Source organism: Terrimonas pollutisoli (assembly GCF_029360765.1).
Taxonomy (GTDB): Bacteria; Bacteroidota; Bacteroidia; order Chitinophagales; family Chitinophagaceae; genus Terrimonas_B; species Terrimonas_B pollutisoli.
Genome location: NZ_JARKNA010000021.1, coordinates 19,189 through 44,235, shown reverse-complemented (window position 1 = coordinate 44,235; position 25,047 = coordinate 19,189). Strand labels below are relative to the sequence as shown.

The 25,047-nt window shown below is 42.4% G+C and carries 24 protein-coding genes, 14 tRNA genes and 1 pseudogene; 5 read left to right on the top strand and 34 right to left on the bottom strand.

Annotated elements, in window-relative coordinates:
* Positions 1-59: 59 nt before the first annotated feature.
* The gene (locus P2W73_RS23025) at positions 60-248 is read left to right on the top strand and encodes a hypothetical protein (protein ID WP_276504452.1); all 189 of its coding nucleotides are present in this window, start codon (positions 60-62) and stop codon (positions 246-248) included.
* Between the two features lie 298 nt (positions 249-546).
* Here P2W73_RS23025 and P2W73_RS23020 read toward each other — a convergent pair whose 3' ends face one another.
* The 4 genes from P2W73_RS23020 to P2W73_RS23005 form a co-directional block, all read right to left on the bottom strand.
* On the bottom strand, positions 547-930 hold the full coding sequence (locus P2W73_RS23020; RefSeq protein ID WP_276504451.1) for a hypothetical protein: 384 nt from the start codon (positions 928-930) through the stop codon (positions 547-549).
* Between the two features lie 229 nt (positions 931-1,159).
* Positions 1,160-1,321, bottom strand: a complete 162-nt coding sequence (locus tag P2W73_RS23015) for a hypothetical protein (RefSeq protein ID WP_276504450.1) — start codon at positions 1,319-1,321, stop codon at positions 1,160-1,162.
* Positions 1,322-1,728: 407 nt separating this feature from the next.
* Complete coding sequence (locus tag P2W73_RS23010; protein WP_276504449.1) at positions 1,729-2,088, bottom strand: hypothetical protein; 360 nt, start codon at positions 2,086-2,088, stop codon at positions 1,729-1,731.
* Between the two features lie 88 nt (positions 2,089-2,176).
* Positions 2,177-2,536 carry a hypothetical protein gene (locus tag P2W73_RS23005; RefSeq protein ID WP_276504448.1) on the bottom strand — a complete coding sequence of 120 codons (360 nt, stop codon included), beginning with the start codon at positions 2,534-2,536 and terminating at the stop codon, positions 2,177-2,179.
* 756 nt (positions 2,537-3,292) lie between these two features.
* Here P2W73_RS23005 and P2W73_RS23000 point away from each other — a divergent pair.
* The 3 genes from P2W73_RS23000 (at position 3,293) to P2W73_RS22990 (ending at position 9,468) form a co-directional block, all read left to right on the top strand.
* On the top strand, positions 3,293-6,325 hold the full coding sequence (locus P2W73_RS23000) for a SusC/RagA family TonB-linked outer membrane protein (RefSeq protein WP_276504447.1): 3,033 nt from the start codon (positions 3,293-3,295) through the stop codon (positions 6,323-6,325).
* Between the two features lie 193 nt (positions 6,326-6,518).
* Positions 6,519-7,895: a RagB/SusD family nutrient uptake outer membrane protein gene (locus P2W73_RS22995; protein ID WP_276504446.1), complete on the top strand. Its 1,377-nt coding sequence runs from the start codon at positions 6,519-6,521 to the stop codon at positions 7,893-7,895.
* Between the two features lie 298 nt (positions 7,896-8,193).
* Entirely contained in the window at positions 8,194-9,468 is a 1,275-nt protein-coding gene (locus tag P2W73_RS22990) for a TlpA family protein disulfide reductase (RefSeq protein ID WP_276504445.1), read from the top strand.
* 78 nt (positions 9,469-9,546) lie between these two features.
* Here P2W73_RS22990 and P2W73_RS22985 read toward each other — a convergent pair whose 3' ends face one another.
* The 6 genes from P2W73_RS22985 to P2W73_RS22960 form a co-directional block, all read right to left on the bottom strand.
* A complete protein-coding gene (locus P2W73_RS22985; protein WP_276504444.1) occupies positions 9,547-9,876 on the bottom strand; it encodes a hypothetical protein in 330 nt (109 codons plus the stop codon).
* Between the two features lie 157 nt (positions 9,877-10,033).
* Positions 10,034-10,972, bottom strand: a complete 939-nt coding sequence (locus P2W73_RS22980; protein WP_276504443.1) for a helix-turn-helix domain-containing protein — start codon at positions 10,970-10,972, stop codon at positions 10,034-10,036.
* Between the two features lie 100 nt (positions 10,973-11,072).
* On the bottom strand, positions 11,073-11,729 hold the full coding sequence (locus P2W73_RS22975; protein ID WP_276504442.1) for a response regulator transcription factor: 657 nt from the start codon (positions 11,727-11,729) through the stop codon (positions 11,073-11,075).
* A 1-nt stretch (position 11,730) separates the two neighbouring features.
* Positions 11,731-12,471 (bottom strand): sensor histidine kinase, encoded by a 741-nt coding sequence (locus P2W73_RS22970; protein ID WP_276504441.1) that lies wholly within the window; start codon positions 12,469-12,471, stop codon positions 11,731-11,733.
* Complete coding sequence (locus P2W73_RS22965; protein WP_276504440.1) at positions 12,432-13,079, bottom strand: hypothetical protein; 648 nt, start codon at positions 13,077-13,079, stop codon at positions 12,432-12,434. Before P2W73_RS22965 ends, P2W73_RS22970 begins: the two co-directional genes overlap by 40 nt.
* Positions 13,080-13,089: 10 nt before the next feature.
* Positions 13,090-13,452 carry a hypothetical protein gene (locus P2W73_RS22960; RefSeq protein WP_276504439.1) on the bottom strand — a complete coding sequence of 121 codons (363 nt, stop codon included), beginning with the start codon at positions 13,450-13,452 and terminating at the stop codon, positions 13,090-13,092.
* A 214-nt stretch (positions 13,453-13,666) separates the two neighbouring features.
* On the opposite strand from P2W73_RS22960, the gene P2W73_RS22955 reads away from it, so the two are divergent.
* Complete coding sequence (locus P2W73_RS22955; protein ID WP_276504438.1) at positions 13,667-13,870, top strand: hypothetical protein; 204 nt, start codon at positions 13,667-13,669, stop codon at positions 13,868-13,870.
* 571 nt (positions 13,871-14,441) lie between these two features.
* Here P2W73_RS22955 and P2W73_RS22950 read toward each other — a convergent pair.
* The 24 genes and pseudogenes from P2W73_RS22950 to P2W73_RS22835 all read right to left on the bottom strand — a co-directional run bounded on the left by P2W73_RS22950 (position 14,442) and on the right by P2W73_RS22835 (position 24,991).
* Entirely contained in the window at positions 14,442-14,621 is a 180-nt protein-coding gene (locus tag P2W73_RS22950) for a hypothetical protein (RefSeq protein WP_276504437.1), read from the bottom strand.
* Entirely contained in the window at positions 14,621-14,836 is a 216-nt protein-coding gene (locus P2W73_RS22945; protein WP_276504436.1) for a hypothetical protein, read from the bottom strand. The genes P2W73_RS22950 and P2W73_RS22945 overlap by 1 nt, the downstream gene beginning before the upstream one ends.
* Positions 14,837-15,208: 372 nt before the next feature.
* Positions 15,209-15,964 carry a hypothetical protein gene (locus tag P2W73_RS22940; RefSeq protein ID WP_276504435.1) on the bottom strand — a complete coding sequence of 252 codons (756 nt, stop codon included), beginning with the start codon at positions 15,962-15,964 and terminating at the stop codon, positions 15,209-15,211.
* Between the two features lie 484 nt (positions 15,965-16,448).
* Positions 16,449-17,900 (bottom strand): RtcB family protein, encoded by a 1,452-nt coding sequence (locus tag P2W73_RS22935; RefSeq protein WP_276504434.1) that lies wholly within the window; start codon positions 17,898-17,900, stop codon positions 16,449-16,451.
* Positions 17,897-18,469 (bottom strand): DinB family protein, encoded by a 573-nt coding sequence (locus P2W73_RS22930; RefSeq protein WP_276504433.1) that lies wholly within the window; start codon positions 18,467-18,469, stop codon positions 17,897-17,899. The genes P2W73_RS22935 and P2W73_RS22930 overlap by 4 nt, the downstream gene beginning before the upstream one ends.
* 118 nt (positions 18,470-18,587) lie before the next feature.
* Positions 18,588-19,415, bottom strand: coding sequence for a formyltetrahydrofolate deformylase (gene purU / locus P2W73_RS22925; protein ID WP_276504432.1), 828 nt, complete (start codon positions 19,413-19,415; stop codon positions 18,588-18,590).
* A gap of 127 nt (positions 19,416-19,542) precedes the next feature.
* Entirely contained in the window at positions 19,543-20,646 is a 1,104-nt protein-coding gene (locus tag P2W73_RS22920; protein ID WP_276504431.1) for a slipin family protein, read from the bottom strand.
* A 438-nt stretch (positions 20,647-21,084) separates the two neighbouring features.
* Positions 21,085-21,140, bottom strand: a tRNA-OTHER gene (locus tag P2W73_RS22915).
* A gap of 219 nt (positions 21,141-21,359) precedes the next feature.
* Positions 21,360-22,436, bottom strand: a complete 1,077-nt coding sequence (locus P2W73_RS22910; RefSeq protein ID WP_276504430.1) for an AAA family ATPase — start codon at positions 22,434-22,436, stop codon at positions 21,360-21,362.
* Between the two features lie 185 nt (positions 22,437-22,621).
* Entirely contained in the window at positions 22,622-23,110 is a 489-nt protein-coding gene (locus tag P2W73_RS22905) for a ribonuclease H-like YkuK family protein (protein ID WP_276504429.1), read from the bottom strand.
* 109 nt (positions 23,111-23,219) lie between these two features.
* Positions 23,220-23,291: transfer RNA gene (locus P2W73_RS22900), tRNA-Phe, on the bottom strand.
* 66 nt (positions 23,292-23,357) lie between these two features.
* Positions 23,358-23,444 (bottom strand) — tRNA-Ser (locus P2W73_RS22895).
* Between the two features lie 328 nt (positions 23,445-23,772).
* Positions 23,773-23,849: pseudogene (locus tag P2W73_RS22890) on the bottom strand.
* 4 nt (positions 23,850-23,853) lie between these two features.
* Positions 23,854-23,928: transfer RNA gene (locus P2W73_RS22885), tRNA-Lys, on the bottom strand.
* A gap of 6 nt (positions 23,929-23,934) precedes the next feature.
* A tRNA-Val gene (locus P2W73_RS22880) sits at positions 23,935-24,006 on the bottom strand.
* Between the two features lie 10 nt (positions 24,007-24,016).
* Positions 24,017-24,090, bottom strand: a tRNA-Ile gene (locus tag P2W73_RS22875).
* A 5-nt stretch (positions 24,091-24,095) separates the two neighbouring features.
* Positions 24,096-24,167: transfer RNA gene (locus tag P2W73_RS22870), tRNA-Met, on the bottom strand.
* Positions 24,168-24,178: 11 nt separating this feature from the next.
* Positions 24,179-24,249, bottom strand: a tRNA-Leu gene (locus P2W73_RS22865).
* A 90-nt stretch (positions 24,250-24,339) separates the two neighbouring features.
* A tRNA-Arg gene (locus tag P2W73_RS22860) sits at positions 24,340-24,412 on the bottom strand.
* Positions 24,413-24,522: 110 nt separating this feature from the next.
* Positions 24,523-24,595: transfer RNA gene (locus tag P2W73_RS22855), tRNA-His, on the bottom strand.
* 8 nt (positions 24,596-24,603) lie between these two features.
* Positions 24,604-24,674 (bottom strand) — tRNA-Gln (locus P2W73_RS22850).
* A 5-nt stretch (positions 24,675-24,679) separates the two neighbouring features.
* Positions 24,680-24,751, bottom strand: a tRNA-Gly gene (locus tag P2W73_RS22845).
* An 89-nt stretch (positions 24,752-24,840) separates the two neighbouring features.
* A tRNA-Glu gene (locus P2W73_RS22840) sits at positions 24,841-24,913 on the bottom strand.
* 5 nt (positions 24,914-24,918) lie between these two features.
* Positions 24,919-24,991 (bottom strand) — tRNA-Pro (locus P2W73_RS22835).
* Between the last annotated feature and the right edge of the window lie 56 nt (positions 24,992-25,047).

Sequence of the window (25,047 nt, the reverse complement as noted above, 5' to 3'; positions counted from 1 at the left end):
ATTTGCTGGTTTTGGATGGCACAGTAATTGAAACCTGTGTCACAAGCAAAAATATTTATATGAAAAAGCCTTTCACAAAATTGATCACTGCGTCACTGAAAAAAATCAAACAGCATAAAGAGCAGTTGAAGAAATTTAGTTTTTCCAACTATAGAGAAGACTTTGTAATTACTTCACAGGAGGAAAGAGAAGGGGGCTTTTTTGGCCGGATAAATTTCAAAACATACCCGTCTTTAAAAGAAGGATAAGCACTGCAGCCGGTATTTTTTTTACGCTGGCTCTTGTTATCGCCGTTACCCGGAGAAAAATGAAGCTGTGGCAATCTTTCCCCATTCAATAAGCCAAAGAAATATTTCTTTGGCTGTCCGGGTTATGCTTTACTGTATTGGTACATTCCCCTTTTACTTGGCTGATAAACTAAGCCAGCATGGGAGAATCGGTAATTATGAAAAATTAATAGCTCTGCAAATATGGTCTTTCATATTTTTTACAGGCAACTTACCACCTGCGATCAGTACTTTATTAATAAATGCATTACAATAAGCTTTACTTCGGCCACTTCTTCAGGTGCGGATTAAATTTTTCAAGTGGCCTTGGTAAAAAATAGCCGCGGATGCAATCGGGGTTGATCACGCAAACTTGTATATGCAATCTCGTGGAAACCGTTGCGCCGGGATAAGCTGCCGATCCTTCCTGGAAAGCGCACCGCACCGTATCATACCGGTGTTTTCCTTCCTTTTTATTAGATTGATGGATATATTGAATGACGGCGCAATCAAGTGCTTTATTATTGCCTTTGTTGACCGGCATGCCTTGCCCGGCCTCCCACATTAATTTTTCAAGACCGGCATACGCCTCCTGTAATATTTTTAAAGATTGGTTTTCTACCAGGTTTAAGCAATTGCACAATTCAATATGAGCGCCAAGCACAAACGGAGTAACGATTGGAATTTTATTGAATTGTTTTCTTTCCGCACTTTCCCGGGCGTATTCAAAAGCCCTGATAGGATTATGTTCCCAGAAATAAATTCCCTCTCCCAGCCAGTCCCAGGTATTTGACTCGGCCTGAGTTCGTCATCTCCGTTTAATACACGTAGCCCTACTTCTCTATCACAACTATGGAAACCAATAATACTGAAGGGATGATGATGAGGCAATCCTACTTTTTCTTTTTGTCGTCACGATTTACCGCAGAAGTCGGTTCACGTTTAACGATGCCGGCCTCTTTAAGAAATTGTAGCGCAGCTTCTTTAGATTTGGCAGCATTTTCAGTTGCCTTTTGAATGGTTCTGATCTGGTCTTGGATAAGGGTTTGAGTCATGACGCCGTTTTTAGATGCACAAAATACAGTACAGCCATTCTAGTTCCAAAATTCTGGCCAAAATGCCGGCATATTTTATTAACACCGGTTGAAAAAATTTATATGAGAACACCATTGCCCAAAGCTACCTAAAGTTTAGTTTAAGATTCCGGCACGTGGTGGCACGTGCCGGGGCGTTCTTTTTTAAACGGACACAACCACCGCAGCAGGATATCGACACAGCACCGGGGCAGCAATAAGAAAGAAATGAAATACTTCATGGTTGCAAGTTTTTAACCTTTGATGAATAAAGAACCCCGACTCGCTAAAATCGGGGGCCCTAATCAAAAACCATTAACCATTAAACCTTATCCTATGAAGTTTCTAAAATAGAACTTGTTTTTAAAAAAACAAATAAGTATCAGCATTTATTCTTCTTTAATCTGTTCACCTTCCTTCACCACTACCTGCTCCTTCCCCTTATACAATTCAATCTTCCCCGTCACACATACATCCTTATCCCTAAACAACTCTTCCGGTGTCTTTTCAAGCTTATTTCTCACATCACCCCATATCACCACCGTCAGCAGCTGATTCGGGTAAGCTCCGCCAATATTAATAAGTGTGGGGCTGTTTTTAGATTGCTCAAAGTACCGGATACCATATACCTTACCACATACCTTTACGCTATCTCCCACATGTTTACCTACATCTTCAAGCTTGATCGTTTTTTGAGAATAAGCTATTGTTGCAACGGAGATGAATGCAATTAAAAATAAATATTTCATACAAGGGAATTTGGATCAAATTTCAAGCGTATTGAATAATAAAACAATCGTGTTTCCACGACTACTTGAAACTTTGTCTCAACCGCAACTATAGCCGCTTTTCTCTTTGGCCTTTTTCTTTCTCTATTTCATTCTTATATTTTATTACTTCTGCTTCGGTAAGGGCGTCAAACACACGACCAAAGTGGGCAAATGAAACACCAAGAGAATTTAAAATTAGAAACAAAGTATAAGCCTTTATTTCCGATGTACCTGTCAGAATACTTGACAATGTAGCCGGCCTTAAACCAGTAGAACTCGAAATAGCGGAATAACTATGATCTAAATCTTTATCCTTTATCCCCAGCTTATCATTCCTTAATTTCTGCCTTTTGTTTTTGTCCAACAGTTTCCTTAAGGCGAGTGCATATCTATACTTCACATATACTTGTTCTTCATTTTTTACCATTCGGAAAAGAACAAGTTTTTTAAAAATTTTCTATTACGGTGTAGCGTAACGACATAAAATATCCTATATTTACCTCAAGGTTATATTTAGTTATATAGCTTTGCGTTTCTTCAAAAATTATTTGAAGCATTCGCTTTGAGTCTCGCTTTGAAACCTCGGAAATTTCACAAGACACGAGATGATAAGGTGAATGCCCACGCTACGGCGTGGGCTCTCTTATTCGTGTCTGGGCTCTCCGAGGGCCTCAAAGCGGTAAGTTGAGTTCCACGCCTAAATTTTTTTCAAAACGTACTCTCTTACTTTATTGTTTAAAAACATACTAAAGGCAAGGAACTTTCTTACAGGACTATAAAGCGGCAAACCTGTAAATATGAAAGTTCACTACATCCACAAAGAACTTCACTTATTGCTTACCCGCTTCGCGGTTAAACCAAAGAACCCCGTTTAAGGCCGCCCTGAGCCCGGCGAAGGGGGCTCTGTCTCGCCCTTGCGTTTATCCTGAGTTTATCGAAGGGCCCAAGGGTAGCTCTCATGTTGTCGTTAAGGTAATATGGTTAGTAGCATTTCAACATATTTAAACGACCTCCCCGGCTTTCCCCCACCGGGACATCTGAGCTGCTTTGAAAAAGTAGCGAAGGATGCGAACGTAGTTCAGGGAAGGGGGCCGTTTCCAGTAGCATTTTAAAATCATTTATAAACGACCGTCCCAAGCCCTCCCCCTTTAGGGGGAGCGGGGAGGGGGTTTAACTGCTTAATATGAAACCCCAATACTTCATCATTGCACTCCTCTGCCCATTCTTCAGCATGTGTCAAACCATACCTGTTACAGGTACCATCATTAATGAACAGGGTGAGCCTGTTCCTTCCGCCACCATCACGTTAAAAAGAACGAAACAGTCAACAACATCCGATAGTAAAGGCCATTTCACTTTTGACTTTTCACTTTTGTCCGACACCTTCATCGTCTCCGCCATCGGCTATCAAACCACCGAAGAGCCCAATAATGAACGGGGTCAAATTACCATCATCTTAAAACAAAAGATCACTGAGCTCGACCAGGTATTGATACAAGCCTATGGCACTACCACCCGGCGCTTAAATACCGGCAGCATTGCTAAACTCTCGGGCGAAGACATCAGGCGCCAACCCGTATCAAATCCCCTGGCTGCATTACAGGGAAGAATACCGGGCCTTGTCATCACCCAAACCAGCGGCGTGCCCGGCTCTTCATTCAATGTAGAGATTCGTGGTCGCAGCTCGTTGGATTTATCACTGTCACGAAACGATCCTTTATTCATCATCGATGGGGTACCCTTTGAGCCCGGCAATCTACCGGCAAGCCAGCTTGTATCAGCCGCCAATAAACCCCGCAGCACCAATGAAGGCGGCCTTAGCCCGTTGAACACCATCAATCCTGCCGATATTGAAAGTATCGAAGTACTGAAAGATGCTGATGCTACGGCTATCTATGGTAGCCGTGGTGCCGGCGGTGTTATTCTTATTACTACAAAGAAGGGAGTTGTTGGAAAAACAAGCGTGGCGGTAAATACCAGCGCAGGCTTCAGCCGTGCGGCCCGCACCATGGATATGCTGACAACCGCACAATACCTCTCCATGCGTCGGGAAGCAATGGCCAACGATGGCTTTACACCCCAAAAGGATTTTCCATATTCCGATGGCTATGCACCCGACCTCCTTGTTTGGGACACCACTGTTTTTATCGATTACAAGAAAGAACTAATAGGCAATACCGCTCATTCCTCGGATGCACAATTATCATTGTCCGGTGGCAACAGCACTACTCGTTTTTTAATGGCGGGCAATTTCCACCGCGAAACAAATCTCTTTTCCAGGTCGCTTACTGATAATAAAGCAGGCCTGCACTTCAACATCAGCCACAGCTCGGCCAATAAAAAATTCAGTGCTTCACTCGCTGGCTTCTACACCAGTGATAAGAACAACTTGCTGCAAAAAGACCTGACCCAGTTTTTGAACCTGCCCCCCAATTTCAAAATGTATAACAATGCAGGCCATCCCAATTGGGTACAGGATGGTATCCTGGTGCACAATCTCGATATGTCCTTTGCTTCCATTCCTGCCGCCGAATTATTAAAGAAATACAAGGCCCTCAACGAAAACCTTTCATCCAATCTCCTTTTATCCTATTCCATCCTGCCCGGTCTGGTAGCCAAAGCTAGCCTTGGTTACAATCGCTTCTTGACCGATGAAAACTCCATCATCCCTAAAGCAGCGCTAAGCCCTCAATCCAATGAATTAGCTTCTTCCAATTTTGCCAAATCATCTTCTTCCGGTTGGATCATAGAACCGCAATTGCATTGGAGCAAAAAAATAGCAAAAGGAATTGTAACGCTGCTCGCAGGCACCACTTTGCAGGAAAGAAAATACTCGGCTACATCCATAGCATCTACAAATTATACCAATGATTTATTGCTCACTTCGCTGGATGCCGCAGGTCTCGTCAATGCATCGAACAGTTATAGCCAGTATCGTTACACCGCTTTCTTTGGCCGCTTCAATTATAATTGGCAAAACAAATACATTCTCAACCTCACCGGTCGCAGGGATGGTTCCAGCCGCTTCGGCCCCGGCAATCGCTTTGCCAACTTTTCGTCTATCGGTATGGCTTGGATATTTTCGGATGAACCATTTTTCAAGAAACTAAGCAACATCGTAAGTTTTGGAAAATTAAGAGCAAGCTATGGCTCTACCGGTAATGATCAGATCGGTGATTACAAATACCTCGACCGTTGGCGTGCTGCTTTCAATACTTACCAGGGCTATCCCGGTTTGGTACCATCTGCTCTCTACAACCCCAATTATCAATGGGAGTTCAACAAAAAATTAGAAGTGGCTATTGAATGGGGCTTTATCAGGGATAGGATTTTTTTATCAGCAGCTTACTATCGCAATCGAAGCAATAACCAGTTGGTCAGTTTTAAGCTGCCCAACCAGTCAGGCTTTTCATCCATCATTCAAAACCTGCCGGCATTGGTTCAAAACACCGGTCTTGAATTTTCACTTACCTCAAAAAATTTCACGACAAACAAGTTCAACTGGACCACCTCCTTCAATCTCACTTTCCCCAGGAACAAGCTGGTTTCATTTCCCGGCCTGGCAGAATCGGGTTATGCAGCAGTTTATAAAGAGGGATTGCCACTCAGTATTTTCTCAGGATTCAACCATCTCGGCGTTGATCCGGCAACTGGCGTTTATACAGTGCAGGACATTAATAACGATGGCCAATTTGACAACAGTGACTACAAGGTGCCCGGCAACACGGATCCAAAATATTATGGCGGCATACAAAATAGTTTTACCTATAGAAGTTTTGAACTCAGTCTCTTTTTCGAAGGCAGGAAGCAATTAGGCAAAAATTACCTGGCCAGTTTGTTGGGCAATCAACCCGGCCTCGCTACAAACCAGCCGGTAGGCGTATTGGATCGTTGGCGGCATCCCGGTGATATTACCACGGTACAAAAGTTTTCCAGCAGCTACAGTGGCACAGCGGCATTTGGCGCATATTATTTCAGGAATTCAAATGCCATCTATACTGATGCCTCGTTCATTCGTTTAAAAACCATCTATGCTGCTTATAACATCCCATCCCATTTTTTAAAAAAGGCAAACATCGAAAGCCTGCGCATTTACCTGCAGGCACAAAACCTGTTCACCATCACAAGCTATCTCGGTTCCGATCCTGAAACACAGGATATACTCGTTCTGCCACCACTAAAAACAATCGCCTTCGGCATTCAACTTAAATTCTAAAATGAAACCCCAACCCTCCATCCCGTCAGGCTCTTTTTGTTGTAGTTCACTAAGCCCCCTCTCTCTTGGAGAGGGGGTTTGGGGGAGAGGCCTTCTAAAGCCTCCTCTCCCTTGGAGAGGAGGTTGGAGGTGAGGTTTTCACTGCATCAAGCAAACTACTTTTCAAAATTCAAGAAACAATAAAAAATCTTTTATGATAAATCATCACTTCAACAATAAAACAATTCTCCTCATCAGCTCATTCTTTTTACTCTTTTCATCCTGCAAAAAATTCCTATCTATCCCTCCTTCACAAACAGAAACCCAAACAAAACAAATCTTTGAAAACGATGATGCCGCCGTGTCAGCCACTACTGGTTTATACAACCAAATGCTCACAAGTAATCTTTGGCTGGCCAATGGCGGCGTTACGGTATACAGTGGGTTGTCAGCCGATGAACTGGTAAACACCAACTCAGCGATGGCTGTAGATGGTTTCACTGCAAACACGTTGATGCCGGATAACGAAATCCTGGCAGCTAATTTTTGGATACCGGCCTATAAAACCATTTACCATGCCAATGCAATTCTCGAAGGTTTGCAGAATACTTCAGCCTTAACACCCGCTGTGCATAGCCAGCTACAAGGAGAAGCCTTGTTGGTAAGAGCCCTCCATTATTTTTATCTCGTTAATCTCTTTGGCGATGTTCCTTTATTAATAACATCAGGCTATGAAATAAACAGCCGTTCTTCTCGTAAAGCAGCTTCGGTCATTTATGAACAAATCATCGCCGACTTGGAAACAGCAAAAACACTATTGAATGTCAATTATCCTTCGGCAGGCAGAACAAGACCCAATCAATTCACGGTAGAAGCGCTACTGGCAAGGGTGTATCTATACAAAGGGGATTGGTCAAAAGCAACGATAGCGGCAACGGCAATCATAGATGCAGGCCTCTATGAATTGGTCACCGACATTGACCAGGCTTTTGTAATGGATTCACCGGAAGCAATCTGGCAGCTCGTCACGGACAATTACAATACTGCCGAGGCAGCGGCTTTTATTCCGGCACTGAGCTTTTTCAAACCTGCTTATGTTGCCACGGACCATTTATTAAATGCGTTTGAACCCGGTGACATACGAAAAGAAAAATGGCTGAAGCTAAGTACCGCCGGTGGTCAAAACAATTACTATCCTTTCAAGTATAAAATGCGATCGGCTGCACCCACTACTGAATACTATATGGTATTTCGACTGGCAGAACAGTTTTTGATTAGGGCAGAAGCCCGGGCACAACAGGATGACCTTGCCGGGGCAATAGCAGACCTCAATACCATCCGTCATCGGGCTGGCCTGGGCGATACACCCGCTGCGGATAAAAGCACTTTGTTGGAAGCCATACAAAACGAAAGAAGAATTGAACTGTTGGCTGAATGGGGTCATCGATGGTTTGACTTGAAAAGGACAGGTGTAGTTAGTACTGTTTTACAACCGTTGAAAGCAGGCTGGCAGGCCACGGATACATTGTACCCTATTCCATTGGCAGAAATAAACAGTAACCCCTTACTCTATCAAAATCCAGGTTATTAACATCGGTTTTTTAACCGGCCTCAGAAAAATAGCATTAACAAAATTGTTGAAAAACGAGGCAAGCGGCGCGTATGATGAGTAGAATTACAAAAGTTGAAGTCACAGTAGTGCAAAAGCTTAATCAGGGGTACGGTCCCGAAAACGGGCTGTAATCGTTTTCGGGGGTCTTTTTTTGTTACTTTTTTGGACAAGCAAAAAAGTAAATAATAGATTATAAAAACCCGGTCACCCAAATTATAAGATCTCTTGCTTGAAAGGCAAAAAGTAAAAAGACAATTATTTACTTAAAATCAAAACCATGAATCCCTTAAAATACATTGCCCCAATAGGCCTCGTGTTAATCACCCTTCAAACCCATTCCCAGCAAAAACAATTATCAATCGGTGATAAGCTTCCCTTACTCACCTTGCCAAACACCATCAACAACAAATCGGGCCATTTAAACTTCGCCGATTACAAAGGCAAATCCATTATCCTCGATTTCTGGAACCATCGTTGCGTTCCCTGTCTTGCAGCCTTCCCGCACCTTGATTCACTACAGCAACAATTCGATAATGATATACAATTGATACTGGTAAACAAAGAAAGCAAAGACTCAACAATCAATTTTTTTGCCCGGCGAAAAAAAATAAAAATGCCCTCGCTACCCATGATCACTGGTGACACATTGTTGTCATCTATGTTTCCGTCCGAAGGTTATCCCTATCATGTTTGGATCGACAGGAACGGGACAATCAGCTACTTCTCCGGCGGCTACAATACAACAGCTAAACACATCTCGGATTTTTTGGAAGGTAGTAAACTGGAATTGAAAGATCCAACGCTCAGGAAAAGAAACGATAACCCGGCAATGAATACCACAATGCAAAAAGGATTGATATACTACTCGGCAATCTCCCGATGTTCCAATGAACTGGATATCGGTAACGCTATGGGAGAAATAATAAATGAAGACAAAGCCGTAAAACTCTCGGTGAATTGTTCTTCAGTGTTGGATTTATACAAACTTGCTTTTGAAGAAAAAGGAAAATACAACTTCGCAGCCCAATATAGTTTGGACCTACAGGTATCTGATAAATATTCTTATACCTCGCCTCCTGACAACAATAAAATGGATGACTGGCTGGATAATCACGCATTCAATTACCAGTTGATAGTACCTGTTGCCATGGCTAACAATCGGTTTAAAATTATGCAGCAGGACCTCCAGCGTTTTTTTGATCTGGATGCAAAGATTGAGATAAGGAAGGTTAAAAGCCTCGTACTTAAAAATACTATACCGACTTCCTCTTCAACCAGGCGGGTTTTAATAAATGGAGATTCAGCTTTTCATTTTATCAATCAGCCGCTGGGCGATTTAATAAACTTTTTAGAAGGTTGGATCGCTTATGAATACCCGTTTATTAATGAATTGAATGAAACGATCCTAATAAATGCAATCGTGAAGGCAAGTTCTGTAACACCGTTGAATGTATCTTCCTTGATGCAGGATCTTCATTTCTCGGGGCTTGAATTGTGTCTGGAAGTAAGAGATATGCCTGTTCTGTGTTTAAGCCAAAAGAAAAACCAATAATAAAAAAAAGTAGCCGCTATGCGGCTACTCCTTGTTTTCTCGTGTAGTCCTTTGCCAAAAGTAATTGGCCCGGCTTAATTATTGGGGCTTGGGCGTCGAAGCATCATACGATGTGGTTGGCAAGCTTGGCATGCTGGTAAATCCCCTCAGGCAATGCTTTTGATTGACGTCTGCACAGCCGTCATTGGCTTGTGCATCAGCTTGTGTCAATTTGTTACCGGAAAATACAGGTGATGCACCAGATGGTACTCTTCCTTCCGGCACACTATAGTCAACAGCAAACCAGAAATACTCGGTAGGCCGCTGTTCTTTCTTTTCTTTGTCGCCGGAAAAAGAACTGAAGCCAATAATAATACCTGCAGTTAATAACACGGCAACAAGAGGTAAAATGAATTTTAATTTGATCATAGTATATCTTGCTTTTATAATCTTAAAAAACAATAAAAACTCTAAGGTTAATGCTTTCTGACATTTATCCAGGTTTCAAGCTTTACCTGCATCATGCATGACAGGATAAAGTTGCATCACAACCATGCCGGAAGCGTTATGGTTTCAGTACTATTTATTAGGAGTGACTGTTATTCTTTTTTCGCAAAAAGCCTGGAGGGTACCCAAAATAATTTTTGAAGGCTTCCGAGAAGTGAGCATCAGTTTTAAACCCAAGAGCAAAGGAAATTTCTTTCAACGATTGATCGCTCTTTTGAATGAGTTGTTCGGCAAGTTCCATTTTAATTGCAAGAATATATTGATGAATAGTGTTGCCATAATACAATTTAAAGTAGCGCTTCAATTGTTCGGTATTCAGGGAAAAAGTTTTGGCCAGCTGTGTTACAGTAAAGTTTTGATCAACCTGTCGGCGTATCAGTAAATCGATGTTGATTAGTTTTTCAATTATCGGCTCGGGGATGAAGTCCTTTTTTTGAACAGCAGTAGCAGCATCATGAAACAACACGTAAAACTCTTCGCATTTTATACGCAGGTACTGTTGCTGATGTCCAATCGATACCGGGTAGTACAACATATGTTGTACAATGCTGGCCATGCTGCTGTCCAGCGCCAGGTCGTTTTGTCGGGGAATTGTCTTGATCACCGGTAACCTGGATGCGTCAATAAATTTTGTGCTATACTGTAACAATAGCAACCTGCCTTTCCCCGCCGTGCAGCGCAGTTCAATAGGTGAATGATGACCGGATAAAAAAGGAATCCGGTAAACGAGTAATGTTTTTTCAAACACCTTTGCATAATCATTGTCAATACTCGTTGGCCACTGTACAATTATTTTTAATTCATCATTCGTGGAAGCCGTTTGAATAAGAAAAGGCTGTTGCATTTGATAATCACCCAGCCATAGCAGGCATGCGCCGGTATCTATGATTTGGAAATGGCATTGTCCCACCCTTGTTTCAGCAGCAATTTTCCGGGAGTAAATTTGGTCATGGCCATTACCCTCCTGCTCATGCTCCAGCAGCAATTCTGTCTCATTACTCAGTAAGGTCACTTTCATAACAAAAAAGCTGCTAATCATTCACCTCAGCCCGAAAAAATTAGTTCATGTTAAACCCCAAATCATCAACCACCAACTGCCGACTGTCAACTGCACCCACTCACGGCTTATATATCCCATTCTTTATTGCGTAGATCACCACTCCTACCACGTTCTTGGCGCCTATCTTTTCCATGATTCGGTCCCGGTATTTTTCAATAGTTCGGTGGGCAAGATGTGTGATACCGGCAATTTCCTTGCTCGCATATTGTTCACAGATCAGGCGGATAATTTCCAGCTCATTTTCATTGAAAGGCATTTCCTTCAGGTGTCGAAAATGATTGGCCTTAGTGGCGGCAACTGCTTTTGATAATTGCATCGAGGTGGAATTACAGAAATAGGTTTTTCCCGCGTTTACCACTTCGATGGCGTCAACCAGTTCTTCTTTGCTGGTATTTTTTCGGAGATAGCCTGTCGCTCCCGCTTCAAGCATATCAGTTATTAAATGTTCATCTTCATACATGGTCAAAGCAATCACCTTCGTATCCGGGTAATCTTTCCTGATAATCTTGGTAAGTTCAATGCCATTGAGCACAGGCATCTGGATATCCGTAATTACTACGTCTGGCTGGTCTTTTTGAATGAGCGATAAAAGCGTTTCTCCATTGTCGGCCTCGCCAACAATGACCAGCTGTGGATAATGGCGCAACAAAAGATGCAATCCCTCTTTAAACAGGGGATAATCATCTGCTATCATCAGGCGGATTGTGTTACTCATCTTAATCTGTTAAGGGGATTTCAATAAAATACTCTGTACCTCCGTTACCCGAAAACTGCATTCTTCCACCAAGCAGCGCTACCCGGTTTTTTAAACTATCAAGGCCGAGTCCGCTTTTACTGGCTGTATTTGTCCTGATGCCGATCCCATCATCCTTACAATAGATATACAATAAATTTTTCCGCTGCTGCAGCATTACCTTCAGGAAAGTTCCGCCTGAATGCTTTACTGCATTATGCACCATTTCCTGTACCATCTTATAAATTTGGGAACGGAGTAGGACAGGAATAGTGCTTTCTGCCTGGTAGTGGAATTGCAAATGAATGCTGGTTCCCTCCTGGTATTGTTTGAAATAATCTTCCAGTGCAGCATCAAGCCCTTTTTGCAAAAGCCGGCGGGGAGTTAGGTTTCTCGCAATGCCGCCCAGCCTCTCGGTAAGCTCTTCAATATGTTGATTGGCTCTTGCCTGTAACGCCAGGCTTTCAGTATCGCCTGTTTTAATCTCGTTTATTTCGATTTTCGTGATAGACAATAACGGCCCCAATTCATCATGCAGGTCGCTTGCTATCCGGTTTCTTTCTCCATCAAGCAACTCTATCTCTGCAAGAAAGTTGGCCTTTTGCATCTCGTAGTGCTTGCGCTGGCGCCTGACAATGGTGATGCCGAAATAAAGAAATACTAAACCCAACACCACGCAGCAAATCAGGACCGCAGTATATATCGAGGTTTCAATGGTATCCATAACACCGCAAAAGCAAATAACAGGTTCGTAAATAAATTAATATAAGCCATTATTTCGTAAATCCGTAGCCTGAAAAACCGGCTTCGGTTCAGGCCATAATGCCAAAACGCTTCTACCATTACAGAATAGGTATAGAAAACTAATAAGCCCATGCAAATAAGAAATATCGGGTCTGTCCACAATCGCCTTTTCACCGGGAAAATCTCGTGATTGATTTGTTCTATACACAATAGCACTACCACGAAAGAGTAGGCGATGATAAAATAGGAGTTAAATAAGTTCTTACTGTACACGAATGTTTCAAACATCCATCCCGTTAAAAAAACAAATTGTATCAGGTAATAGACCGCCCTTCTTTTAAACAGTCCCCATTTATAAAATTGCCAACCAAGTAGAAGGGCTGCCGCCAATGAATACAGGTTAAAAGAAACCGAATTGGAATATCCCTTATATACCAGCAACAGGCTTACTGATTCATTAATCAACCCTGCCATCATTAGCAGGATAAAAGGAAAAAAGGCCGGATCAATCTTCTTGATCCTGATCCAGCCTATAATTGCTGCTAAGCTAACCGACAAGCTGAAAACAGCATTTAAAACAAAGCTCATGCAATGGTTTTTAAGTGTTCAGCGGCGATGAGTCCGGACAGAGGTCAGGGCATCGGATTCCCCTGTCAAATACAGCATCATCGTCTTCAGTTAAAGTGGATGTGGCGTTTGCTCCGGGTAAGATGTCTGCATTTTGACCATCAACTCCTACAATGATAGCATGAATTTTTAAATCCTCAGCCATTCCATAATAAATCCGCAGCGCCTGGCACCCCGTTTTTCCTAGCACGGTATCAAACGCTAACCTGTCAAATGTCTCCGATTGGCAAAGTATGTTTTGCCCTTGGTACTCTGATTTCAAAATAGTTTCTTTTTGATTTCTGTAGCGGCTTGTCATAGCTGCTGCTTCGGGTACTGAGATAAAGTGGTTCATAGAAAAATGGTTTGTTACAGCACAAAAATCTCTAGTAAGCAAGGCCTGTGAAATCCAGTTTCCACGACTATTTTGTAGCGTTTCCACGACTTTTAAGCTCGCTGTCGCATTTCCACGAAAGCATTAATGTCCCCCGCAGGGTGTATTTCCATGATGGCTATATCCAATGCTTATTTCAAATTTTGAATAGCCATTAACCTTTAAATATCCACCCATGAAAACTTTACCCACCCGTATTGTAATTTATCCAAAGGATATTGTCAACATCACCGGCCGCCGCGAACGAACAGCACGGAGCCTGTTACAGAAAATCAGGAATGCATTAGGAAAGCGGTCGCACGAATTCATTACCATCAAAGAGTTTTGCCTTTTCACCGGCATCAGTGAGGAATTGATAAAAGATTTTTTGCAGGATTGAAATTTTAATAATCTGGTTACATTAAAAATTGGCAACAATTTTTTTTTATAGTATTTTCAATAAGCCATCCCCGTTCTCGTGAGTTTATCCTGGCTCGAAAAGTTGAATAAAAAATAAAAAAGCTGAATGGTTGTGCGGAGATTGCATCTCCGCAGCAGCCTTAACAAGGCTGTCAAACCCGGCAATGATAGGGTTCCGCCTTTATTCAGATAAATCAGGCTTTACAATCTTAGTAAGAAACTATAAGCAATGGACGATATAAAATAAGAATCCGGTCCGCTATTCATTTTATAACTGTTGTCGTTGTTGAATGGGTCAACGTTTTTACCAGGAAAGATTATCGTGATATTTATACCTGGTAGTACCCGGTATTGTCAAAGCGGGAAAGGTTTATTGTTGTTTGCCTGTTGTATTATAAGTAACCATCTGCATCATATTGCTACCACAACTCCCGGTGAATAAAGATGCTCACATACGTTTCTCTCCATCTTTTACATTATTAAATCATTATCAAAATAAAAAACAAAACCCCGTCTTTTCGACGGGGTCTCACCTTCTTAGGAGTCAAATGCTAAGGTCGCCGCCACCATTTTACCAGTTCCTTCAGCAACAGCGAGAGCACAAAACTTACAACGGCTCCAACACCAGCCAGTACCGCTGTTTTGATCACATCTCCGCTATTGATATTCGCCAGTAAAATAGTAATGGTTCCCCCAACAGTTCCTGTTTTGGTATAGGAATGCTCGTTCATCAGTACCGCTCATTTTTAATCGCAGTCTGGCTCACGGTGCTGGCAACGGTAGCTGCTACCGCCAGGTAACCGGCAAGTTGTGTTACAACTACCGGTAAAGCTACTGGCGCAGCGAGCACACCCGTACTGATGGCTGCCATAGCAAGGCCAATATTCCTGAGCTTCCTGAAAAACCTTGGCGTGGGTTTATTCATTCTTTTTGCAACCTTGTTCATATTAGTTTGATTGAAAGGGTTAAAAAATAGATTGGTTTTTCAACCGGGATTTGAACAATGATTTTTCATAATGAAACCGGGTTCGGTCATGGTTGAATGATATGATCGGTATTCACTGGTTTAAGTTTGTATCAGGTATGATAGCTGTCTCTGTTAGGAAGAATGGCCTTTGATACGGATCATGAAACTCAAGCCTCCCGGTTTCATTGCTGAATCTCGAAAATTGAATTCTTCGAAACGTCCCCCGTCCCGGCCCAAACGTCGGAGGTGAGGTTCTCTAAAAGCCCCTCTCCTGAGCTTGTCGAAGGATGGAGAGGGATTTAGGCCAGACGATAATGTCTGGCTCCGACCGAAGCGTCGGAGGTAAAGTCTCTACAGTCCGTTCACCTTTACCAGTGCAAGCGCATTAAAGGCACCGTTCTTCAACGGGTACAATACCGCATTTACCTGCTGGTAAAACTCAATTCCTAAAGCAAGGAAAAGGGGGTGTGTGCTGTTAGCAGCTACAGTATTATCAAGATTGATAACGGCAGTAGCAACTCCATTCCAGGGTAATTCCGCAGTACTGCTGGTAACCACCTCGTAGGTTTCATTTTCAAAATTAATACTGGCTCCGGCCGATACTATTTTGAAATGAGTGGCCCCGTTGGGCGCAGCAATCATATTGGCTGGAATGAAGGATGCAATTTGAATCGTCAGTGCTCCCGTCACCCTGTTGATAGTGCTGGTATAAGGGGCAAATAATGTAGTGCCCAGTTTACCGTTACTGTTAAATTCAAAACCTTCCAGCAATTCCGCTTCGCCATCGATGACGTTGCGCATGCCTCTTACATTCACTGCATCTGCTTGTATCACCTTCATCATTTCCCTTGTCAACCGGGCTATCATCCGGCTGTCAGCCGTGTTTTGAAGCAAGGATCGTAGTGCAGTTCTTAAAATTTTTCCTGCTATACCAGCCCTGCCAAATTCAGCCCCGTTTTCACGGGTTCGTTGAAAAGCCGGGTCAGTAGCGATACGTTGAGCATCTATACCGCCTTTTTCCCTGGCCAGGTATCCATCACCCGATTTATAAAATGTGATGTTACCGATTGTTCCTCTCAGTGGGATTATCCCTTTTTGTTGTGCCATGATTAAAAATTGAAAGTAAAAAGATCAGCATGTTTACCGGCACATCCTGTTTAAGCCGCATCATGATGTTTGCAATTGCACAACAAGAATACAAAGCACCTGTAGCGATTAAAAACCAACCGGCCGCTTTCGCCATTTATGCCAACTAATAACACAAAAGCTGTTTGTTACCAATTCGGCCGCTTTGGCCGGAATTGTACAAGACAGGTTGCTTTTTGCTATATGGTCGATCCCGGTCAAAGCCCACTCAAAGGCCCGGATAAAGCGTTAAATCTGTCATTCGACTAACGGTTTGAGAAGATGGAGATCGCGTTATAGGAAGGGTGAAAACAATCCTTCAGAATCAGGTAAACCATGATGCGGGTTGGCGATTTGAATCAAGAATATTTATGACTATACCATGGTTTGCGGGAAATGACAACGCTATAAAAGGTAGCGGTATTCAACCGAGAGTTTCTTTAACAGCTAAATACCGCTGTGGGCATTATTCCCCACTAATTTCTCCTTTTGATTTTGACTTCCACTGTTTATGTTTTGCCCCATCCATCTTTACGATCTTCGGGGTAAACTTGCCAACGATATCAACAAGATGCTGCTGGCTCTTCATCACTACTTCGATGTCCTTATAAGCAAATGGTGATTCATCCAGGCCGCCACCAATCAATTTTACGCCGTGTTTTTGCAATTCATCTTTCAATTGTTTATCAGTAACCGAAGCCATGGCTTTGGTGCGGCTCATTTTTCTTCCGGCGCCATGCGACGCAGAGTTGACAGAGGCCGCTTCACCTTTTCCTTTTACGATAAAACCTGGCGCCGTCATGGATCCGGGAATGATACCCAATACATCTTTACCGGCAGGCGTTGCTCCTTTACGGTGAACGATTACATCTTTTCCTTCCCATTTTTCTTTCCACGCAAAATTGTGATGGTTCTCCACCATCTTCAGAGGCTTTCTTCCCAATTGCTTTGCAATTTTATCATGAATAACATGATGACAGGCTGATGCATAATCACCCGCCAGGTTCATCGCATTCCAGTATTCAATGCCTTCTTCTTCATCCAATGTTAACCATGCAAGATTCTTTGCATCCTGCGGCAAACGTCTTTTGCTGATAGCAAGCTTTGTGTAGTGATTGGCAATATTTGCTCCCAATGCTCTTGAACCGGAATGCGATAATAAGCCCACATACATTCCGGGATCAATACCCAGCACTTCATCTTTTTCAGTAATCTCCACTTCGCCAAATTCCACGAAATGATTACCTGAACCGGAAGAACCCAATTGTTTCCATGCACGGCCATGCAAATTCTTCAGCAAGGGCAACTGGTGAAATAATTCATTCTCCATCACTTCATGATCGGCAGCCCGGTCAAATTGTGCACCGCTGCCAAACAGCGTAGCCTCGTTGATCTCTCTTGCGAAATAACTTTCACGTTGTACGAGTTCTTTGGGGTCCATATCAAATACACTCAGGCACATGCGGCACCCAATATCCACTCCTACTCCATAGGGGATCACCGCATTTTCTGTTGCCAGTACCCCACCTATTGGCAAACCATAACCGCTATGCGCATCGGGCATCAATGCTCCTGCAACTGCAATCGGCAATTTAGCAGCGGTGTACATCTGGTGCATGGCGCCTTCTTCGATATGCTCCTGCCCGAAGACGTTGAATTGAATTCCTGTTTTATTTAGAGATAATTCAGCACCTTCCGCTGATGGCTTAGGTATTAGCTGATCAGCTATCATTGCTACTTTTTGATCGTCTTTAAAAGCTTCCGGCTTTTCCAATATTCTTTTTAAAATCTCCATTACTTCTTCCTTTGTATCATGTTTAAAATTCTTTTGCATCACATTCATGGCAATGCTGATCACCGGCCCTTCAGGGTAGCCGATGGATCGTAGTTCTTTTCCTGTTATTTTAAGTTTGTTCATTGTTCCGTTTTTAAAGCGTCAAATTCTAATTTCACTTTTGTCATTTGTATTAGATGCCGTCTGATATGTTGTACGAGGAAATACAAATAATGATACACATCAATCTTACCAAGATTGTTTACACTCATCATAGTTTTGTAAAGTACACCCTCACCATTCGATACTTGATTTAAGAGTGACAAGCACTCTTCTTTTTGATCAATTAGCTTTTGTTTCACTTCTATTAATGAAATTTTATTTGTCGGCTCCATGTGTTGAGGCCTATTCCATTCAAAAGATTTATGCTCACCAATCAACTTCAATTTTTCCCAATCGAGATCGTAGCTAACCAGCAAATTCTTGTATTCAGTATTGCTCGCAATTTCAATAGACTTTAAGGTTCCTTTCCTGACTAATATGAGTAAAAAATGATTGGTCAATGAAATATGCCCGAGTATTTGTCTTATTGTCCATCCACCATTTGAAGGCAAATAATGAAGTTCACTATCATGACTTCCAAACCAATAATCCAAATCTTCAAATGCTATGATCAATTCACACTCAATTCTATCAATTACATCTTGTATCATACTTGCTTTTAAAGCTATTTTAATTTGCCGAATAGAATTACCGAACCCCGAAGTGTGCGACGCAAGGAACGATGCCATTAGTACTGAGGCCGGCTACATACATATTTTCTCCACTAATCTATTCAAACACCACCGTCTTATTATTATATACAAACACCCGGTCCTCAAACAGCATCTTCAGCGCTTTGGCCAATACGGCTTTTTCAATTTCCTTGCCGGCAGTAACCATTGCAGCCGGTGTAAACGTATGATTGACCGGTATGATCTGCTGTTCGATAATGGGCCCTTCATCAAGATTGTTGGTTACAAAATGCGCCGTGGCGCCAATCAATTTTACCCCGCGTACAAAAGCCTGCTTGTATGGACTTGCTCCTACAAATGCCGGTAAAAATGAATGATGGATATTGATGATACTCGGCGGATGCTTTGCAATAAACGCCGGCGACAATATGCGCATAAACTTGGCCAGCACCAGGTAATCATATTCATATTGCTGCAAATGACTTTCCAGTTCCGCTTCAAACTGTTCTTTGCTTTTCAGCTCATGACTGACATGTATAAACGGCACAGCAAACCTTTCACATATATCCTGCAGCACAGCATGATTGCCGATAACAGCCTGCACCGTTGCACCCAATGTTTTGAAATGATTGCGCATTAAAATATCTCCGAGGCAGTGATACTCCTTTGTCACCATCACCACTATTTTCTTTTCGGGCTGCGGATTTACAGTAATAGCTGCATCAGCGGGCAGCACTGCTTTTAATTCATCATACAGTTTGCCAGCATCGGAATGCGAATCGGTTGCCAGTCTTAAAAAAAACTGTCCTTCGATGGTGTCTACATGTTCCCGCATGGAAAGTATGTTGATACCATTGCCGGCCATCACCTGCGCAATAACCGCTACCAGGCCAACTTTATCTTTACATTGAATAAGAATGATCATACAGTTAGTTCATTAGAGATTTTTATTTCATCTTGTTTGTGCTATAAAAATAGTTTAGAAAAGGTTGCCAGCCGCGTCATTGCAATCCCGCTGTAAGCGGGAGAAGCAACCTGGCTGGCAACCATCATCATTGTTTAGGCGGCACAAAGATCTGCTTTAACTGTTCTACCAGCATACCATTACCGCTTACACTGATGCTGCTGATCTTATCTGCGATCTTCTCTACGTATTCCATTTCTTTCAGCTTCCACAGCATCGCATTTTCTTCCATCAGTTTGGCAGTGTTCAGCAAACTACGGGTACTGGCGGTTTCCTCCCGGCGCATAATTGTGTTCGCCTGGGCTTTTTTCTCAGCGATCAATACCTGGTTCATGATCTCCTTTACATCACCCGGCAGGATGATATCACGGATACCGAAACCATTTACTTCCACACCCAATGATTCAGCTTTTTGTTTTACCTGCTGCAGGATGAAAGGAGCAATGCTATCCTTCTTGTCCAGCAACTCATCAAAGCTGTAGCCGGCTACATATTCACGCAACGCCAGTTGAAAAGCCACATACAATTGCTTATCGTATTCTTTGTTCATCAATACGGCTTTTTCAATATCGGTCACTTTATACTGCGCCCATGCATTGATACGCAAAGCAGCCTTGTCCCTGGTCAGGATCTCCTGGCCGTTTATTTCCAATTGCTGCTGACGCATATCTACACGGGCAATATGAACGGCAATGTTGTTCTTCCACCAGTAATACACACCACTGTTCAACACTTTATCAAACTTACCGTCAATGAACAGCACAGCCTTTTCATAGTTCTCAACACTTAGGTTACGAACATAAGGAACAACACACTTACTCAGCAAAACAGTACGATCAATGTTTTCAGTGATCTCAATCTTACTAATATCAGCACGAATGAACTGGTATTGAATAACAGATTTCCAGAAAGTGTAACGACCGGCGGTCAATACCTGTTTCAGCAAACCGTTTTCGTATTGCAGTACGATCTCGTTGTCCTTTACTTCTACTACATGCAGGATGTCTGCCAACATAGCATCCTTCAGCAGGATGTTCAGTTCCACCGGTGCAACGAATGGCTTGGTTACATCATTCACGTACACATTTTCATTTTTCCAAAACCAATACTTACCGGTCAGCAATACACGCTGATAAGCTCCGTTCTTAAATACCAGCGCTACCTGGTATTCGTTTACTTTTACACGTTTCATCTTTCTTTGTTTTAAAATTTTTTATTTGTTTACCAGCGACATTAACTCCGATTGAGCTTCGTTGCGACGCTCCTTTCATCGTTCCGTTCGCTGTTCATCTTTTTTAATAAAGCCAGTTTTATAAACCATCTTTTTATTACGGAAGCTGATGGTGAATAACGATTATTATAACAGTGCGATAACCTTAAGGCTTAACAGATAAACCTTCTTTAATTACCGGAGTATTATACCTTTCATTATCAGCATATCAACTTGCAGGCAACAAACTGATTGCTTTGTATCCATGACCACGCAGTATAAAAACTGTATGGTACTTCAACATCGCCGGTTTATAAGCCTGGCTTTAATGTCTATCACCATTTGAGAAGCGGTGTACTTCTTTTCATCCTACATTAGCCGTGTAGTGCTCTAACCAACTGAGCTATCCAGATTCTAAGCCTGGAGCAGGAATCGAACCTGCGCTTCCTTGCTGTGCTCTACCTCCTGAGCTATCCCGACGTTTACAGTCGGGAATGGGAATTGAACCCATGACACCAGCGGTTGGGCTGGCATATCCTGGTGCAACAACAGCATACAGATAGCTACTGCGTCTGCACTGCTATGCTTCTTCGAAACATAAACCTGGTTTGTCGTCAACAGGCCTATACCAGTCTTGCCGTCAGGCAAGCTTTTATTCCTAATCCTTAAAAGAGGAAGGAAATATTTTAAAGAACTTAATTCATCAACTCTGCCTGTCTTCTGAAGCCAACCACTTCCATTTTTTCAACTTGCTGCGCCTTCTCATGCGGATTAGCAATCTCGGCTATGGTCATCGGTTGATTGATGATAGTATCAAATCCAAAGTGTTTCGACAATCTCTGCGCCTTCCTTACTTCCAATTTTCCAAATTCATACTTAGCGATCAATCTTCCTTTTCGCATCAGGGCATTGTCCACCATCGTCAACGAACTGTTGAACGTACAGATCAGTTGCACATTCAGAAAGTCTGCAAGCAGACCGTCAGAAATATTCAGCAGGTTCGACACAGATGAACTATTGTTGTGTTTTCTGTCCATGATGATGTTTTCAGCATCTTCAATGATCAGCACTGTATTCGGATTGTCAATCAGCAATTCAATGAACTCAGGATTCATCAGGTTGCCGGCTACTGATGGCGATAAGAACAATACTCTTTTTTTGATCTTACCCACCAGGTAGCGCAGGTATGTTGTTTTGCCTGTGCCCGGCAACCCATGCAACAGAACGATTCCTTTATCATTCCTCTGGCTTAATCTCTTTCTTATCACTTCATCAGTTTCTTTAAAATCATCCTCATAAAAAAGATCCAGATCAAGCTTTGTCCGTTTGATATCCATAGCTTTTAACTCCAGCCTGTTTCTTGCCTGTACGATAAGATTAATCTCCAGCGGTTGCCTTCTTTGTCTTTCTTTAAACTGAACAGCAATAGCTGAAATGGCTTCTACAAAATCAGGCTGCCTTCCATCATGCAGTACCTCACAATAGTCTTCATCAAATTCAAGCACACAATTATTATCCAGGATCATGATTGTCTTGTCAAACTCAAACTTTTTTTTCTTTCGTTTGTACCATCTTGTTTGGTGTATATTCTTTACGCTGCCTGCAAACTTTTCCTTTATTGCAGCAAAAGTTTTTTCACCATCAATCTGCCCGATATAATTAATACTGGGCAGTAGGTTGAAGCTGTACAGGTAAAGAATTTTAGCATCCAGGAAGGAATCAGCAAACACATTGTTGGCACTGATCACTTTCTGGTTATATAAATTGTCCATGTTATTTAATTTTTAAATAGTAAAATCATTTTTCGTTTTCAATGATCAATTACTATTTCATTACACGAGTCAGCATTGTATTATTTTTTAAACTTTTATACTCATCTGAACCCGGATTCAGAAGGATTACTGAGACTAATGCTTTTCCTCATAATCCATTTAATCCTTCCAAATCTTAGTTCTTTTTACTGCACCACTTTATTCGCACAACTGGAACTGGCAAAAGCTTCCGGCTTTGCTTTGAAAGCAAATCCCATCCCTACGATATAACCCATAGCTTCTTTCAAAGCATCATTGCTTTTGAAGTTTGGGTTGGTGTTAATGTCGGCATGCACTTCCATATCCACACTAAAGCGGGAAAAGATCTTACACAATTCAAAAGCCACTTCCACACTTTTGCCTGCTTCCATCAGCATCCGTTGTTTGATACTCATCTTTTGTTTACTGATCTCATTGTGTATGTACATGAAACCACCGTTCCCTTTCCGGATGAATACGATCACGATGGCAAATTCAGTAATCTTTCCTTTTACCTGGCTATCGGTACCGATGCAAACCTTCAGTTCATGACCGGCTTCTCTTTCACGCATCAATACATTGCTTACTTCTTCGGCAATAGGAATTTTAATTCGTTCGCCGTTTAACTTTCTCCATTGCTGTTGTACCTGTTCCATTGTTTTGTTTTTTACATCGTTTTATGATCGAGCATGAGTTACAAGATTCGTCCGCCTCTGGCGGATTGGAGACCGTCATGTTGCCAGTTACACCAAACTCATTTTTTTGCGGACGAAGCTGGACTCGAACCAGTACTGTCGGCGCTTCAAACCGATGCTCTGCCATTGGAGCTATTCGTCCATTTGTTTGTGCTGAATATTGACTGATCACTTTTCCTCATCATCGAATTCATTCATCACAAACCTGCGGAGAGTAAAGGAGTCGAACCTTTGTACCGTTTTACCGATAGCCTGGGTTTAGCAAACCTGCACATTATCTCTCTGTCAACTCTCCTTTGTTTTTTTGAACCACAAAGGCACCAAGACACAGAAACACAAAGATTTTTTATTTGTCTTTTTCCCTTGTGCCATTGAGCCTTAGTGGCTTTGTGTTTCATCCTCAACTGCGGAGAGAAAGAGACTCAAACTCTTGATCCACCTTCGGCGAAACGTCTGTTTTCAACCCCGATAGCTATCGGGGCTCAACCAACCGGACTCTCCCTTTTGTGTGAGTGATAAGATTCGAACTTATTCAACCCGAAGGCACTTGTTTTACAGACAAGCCCAACTCACCATCGTTGGCGCACTCACTTGCTTCGATATGCTCGCAATAACATTATAAGCGGATGAAGAAAGACTCGAACTTTCATCTTGTCGCTTAATCCGCCCGTGGCGGACTCTTCCATTGAGCTATTCATCCTTTGTAGTCCTGCTGGGATTCGAACCCAGAACCCCCCGGTTAAAAGCCGGGTACATCTGGCCAATTAAGCTACGAGACTTTATTGTTGCGACTGTTGGAATCGAACCAACTACTATCACCTTGTAACGATGATCTTCTTCCATTGAATTAAGTCGCATTCCTTTTTGTGATGACTGATGGAATCGAACCATCAACCTTTACCGTATCAGGGTAATGCTCTCAACCATTGAGCTAAGTCATCATTTGTTGCGGCTGTTGGATTAGAACCAACATCTGAAGCTTATGAGACTTCTGAGTTAACCGTTACTCTAAACCACAATTCTTTGTCAGCCTGGTGAGATTCGAACTCACACAAAGTAGTTTCTGAGACTACTGCCTCTCCCTGTTGGGCTACAGGCTTAAATTGTCTGAACCAGGATTTATGAGATTATCGGAATTACTAAGATCATCTCATTGATCTCAAACATCCCACTCATCCCAGTTCAAACAGTTGGCTTAGAAAGATTCGAACTTTCATCTCTTCATTCGTAGTGAAGTATTCTCATCCGTTGAACTATAAGCTATCGTGTGCGGCTTTCAGATTTGAACTGAAAACAATCATCTTATGTTTTCCTCCCAGAAAGGGAGGAAGATGACCGTGTTGCCGGTTACACCAAGCCGCACTCTTTTCATTGGTTGACTCCGGGGCTCGAACCCTGTTCTCCACATTCACAGTGTGGCGCTTTACCAGTTAAGCTAAAGCCAACATTAATTGTTATCGGAGCCGGACTCGAACCAGCATCTTCAGATTCAAATTCTGAAATGCTACCATTGCACCATCCAATAATGAGTGCAGCATGAGTGATTCGAACACTCTCATCCGATTTGGAAGACCGGCACACCACCGTCAATGCGTATGCTGCATATAATTCAGCGGTTCGTATGAGAGTCGAACTCATAGCTCCAGATAGACAATCTGAAATGTTTGCCGTTACACCAACGAACTCTAAGTAACCCCGTACGGGATTCGAACCCGTATCATCACATAGAAAGTATGATATCCTCAACCATTAGAAGAACGGGCCATAAGTATAACAGGCCGGACTCGAACCAGCAACCTCTTCGTTCCAAACGAAGTATCCAACCAATTGGAATACTGCTATAGTTGCAGTGAAGATGTACTCCACTGCCTTTTCATATTTGGGTTTAATGGTCTTTC

Excerpts from the sequence above, each read along its gene's own strand:
- P2W73_RS23010 (WP_276504449.1), bottom strand. The coding sequence starts at position 2,088 with ATGAAATATTTATTTTTAATTGCATTCATCTCCGTTGCAACAATAGCT.
- P2W73_RS23015 (WP_276504450.1), bottom strand. The coding sequence starts at position 1,321 with ATGACTCAAACCCTTATCCAAGACCAGATCAGAACCATTCAAAAGGCA.
- P2W73_RS22970 (WP_276504441.1), bottom strand. The coding sequence starts at position 12,471 with ATGGATACCATTGAAACCTCGATATATACTGCGGTCCTGATTTGCTGC.
- P2W73_RS22960 (WP_276504439.1), bottom strand. The coding sequence starts at position 13,452 with ATGAACCACTTTATCTCAGTACCCGAAGCAGCAGCTATGACAAGCCGC.
- P2W73_RS22975 (WP_276504442.1), bottom strand. The coding sequence starts at position 11,729 with ATGAGTAACACAATCCGCCTGATGATAGCAGATGATTATCCCCTGTTT.
- P2W73_RS22980 (WP_276504443.1), bottom strand. The coding sequence starts at position 10,972 with ATGAAAGTGACCTTACTGAGTAATGAGACAGAATTGCTGCTGGAGCAT.
- P2W73_RS22950 (WP_276504437.1), bottom strand. The coding sequence starts at position 14,621 with ATGAACGAGCATTCCTATACCAAAACAGGAACTGTTGGGGGAACCATT.
- P2W73_RS22940 (WP_276504435.1), bottom strand. The coding sequence starts at position 15,964 with ATGGCACAACAAAAAGGGATAATCCCACTGAGAGGAACAATCGGTAAC.
- P2W73_RS22995 (WP_276504446.1), top strand. The coding sequence starts at position 6,519 with ATGATAAATCATCACTTCAACAATAAAACAATTCTCCTCATCAGCTCA.
- P2W73_RS22905 (WP_276504429.1), bottom strand. The coding sequence starts at position 23,110 with ATGGAACAGGTACAACAGCAATGGAGAAAGTTAAACGGCGAACGAATT.
- P2W73_RS22910 (WP_276504430.1), bottom strand. The coding sequence starts at position 22,436 with ATGGACAATTTATATAACCAGAAAGTGATCAGTGCCAACAATGTGTTT.
- P2W73_RS23005 (WP_276504448.1), bottom strand. The coding sequence starts at position 2,536 with ATGGTAAAAAATGAAGAACAAGTATATGTGAAGTATAGATATGCACTC.
- P2W73_RS22955 (WP_276504438.1), top strand. The coding sequence starts at position 13,667 with ATGAAAACTTTACCCACCCGTATTGTAATTTATCCAAAGGATATTGTC.
- P2W73_RS22990 (WP_276504445.1), top strand. The coding sequence starts at position 8,194 with ATGAATCCCTTAAAATACATTGCCCCAATAGGCCTCGTGTTAATCACC.
- P2W73_RS22930 (WP_276504433.1), bottom strand. The coding sequence starts at position 18,469 with ATGATACAAGATGTAATTGATAGAATTGAGTGTGAATTGATCATAGCA.
- P2W73_RS23000 (WP_276504447.1), top strand. The coding sequence starts at position 3,293 with ATGAAACCCCAATACTTCATCATTGCACTCCTCTGCCCATTCTTCAGC.
- P2W73_RS22985 (WP_276504444.1), bottom strand. The coding sequence starts at position 9,876 with ATGATCAAATTAAAATTCATTTTACCTCTTGTTGCCGTGTTATTAACT.
- P2W73_RS23025 (WP_276504452.1), top strand. The coding sequence starts at position 60 with ATGAAAAAGCCTTTCACAAAATTGATCACTGCGTCACTGAAAAAAATC.
- P2W73_RS22935 (WP_276504434.1), bottom strand. The coding sequence starts at position 17,900 with ATGAACAAACTTAAAATAACAGGAAAAGAACTACGATCCATCGGCTAC.
- P2W73_RS22945 (WP_276504436.1), bottom strand. The coding sequence starts at position 14,836 with ATGAACAAGGTTGCAAAAAGAATGAATAAACCCACGCCAAGGTTTTTC.
- purU (WP_276504432.1), bottom strand. The coding sequence starts at position 19,415 with ATGATCATTCTTATTCAATGTAAAGATAAAGTTGGCCTGGTAGCGGTT.
- P2W73_RS22965 (WP_276504440.1), bottom strand. The coding sequence starts at position 13,079 with ATGAGCTTTGTTTTAAATGCTGTTTTCAGCTTGTCGGTTAGCTTAGCA.
- P2W73_RS22920 (WP_276504431.1), bottom strand. The coding sequence starts at position 20,646 with ATGAAACGTGTAAAAGTAAACGAATACCAGGTAGCGCTGGTATTTAAG.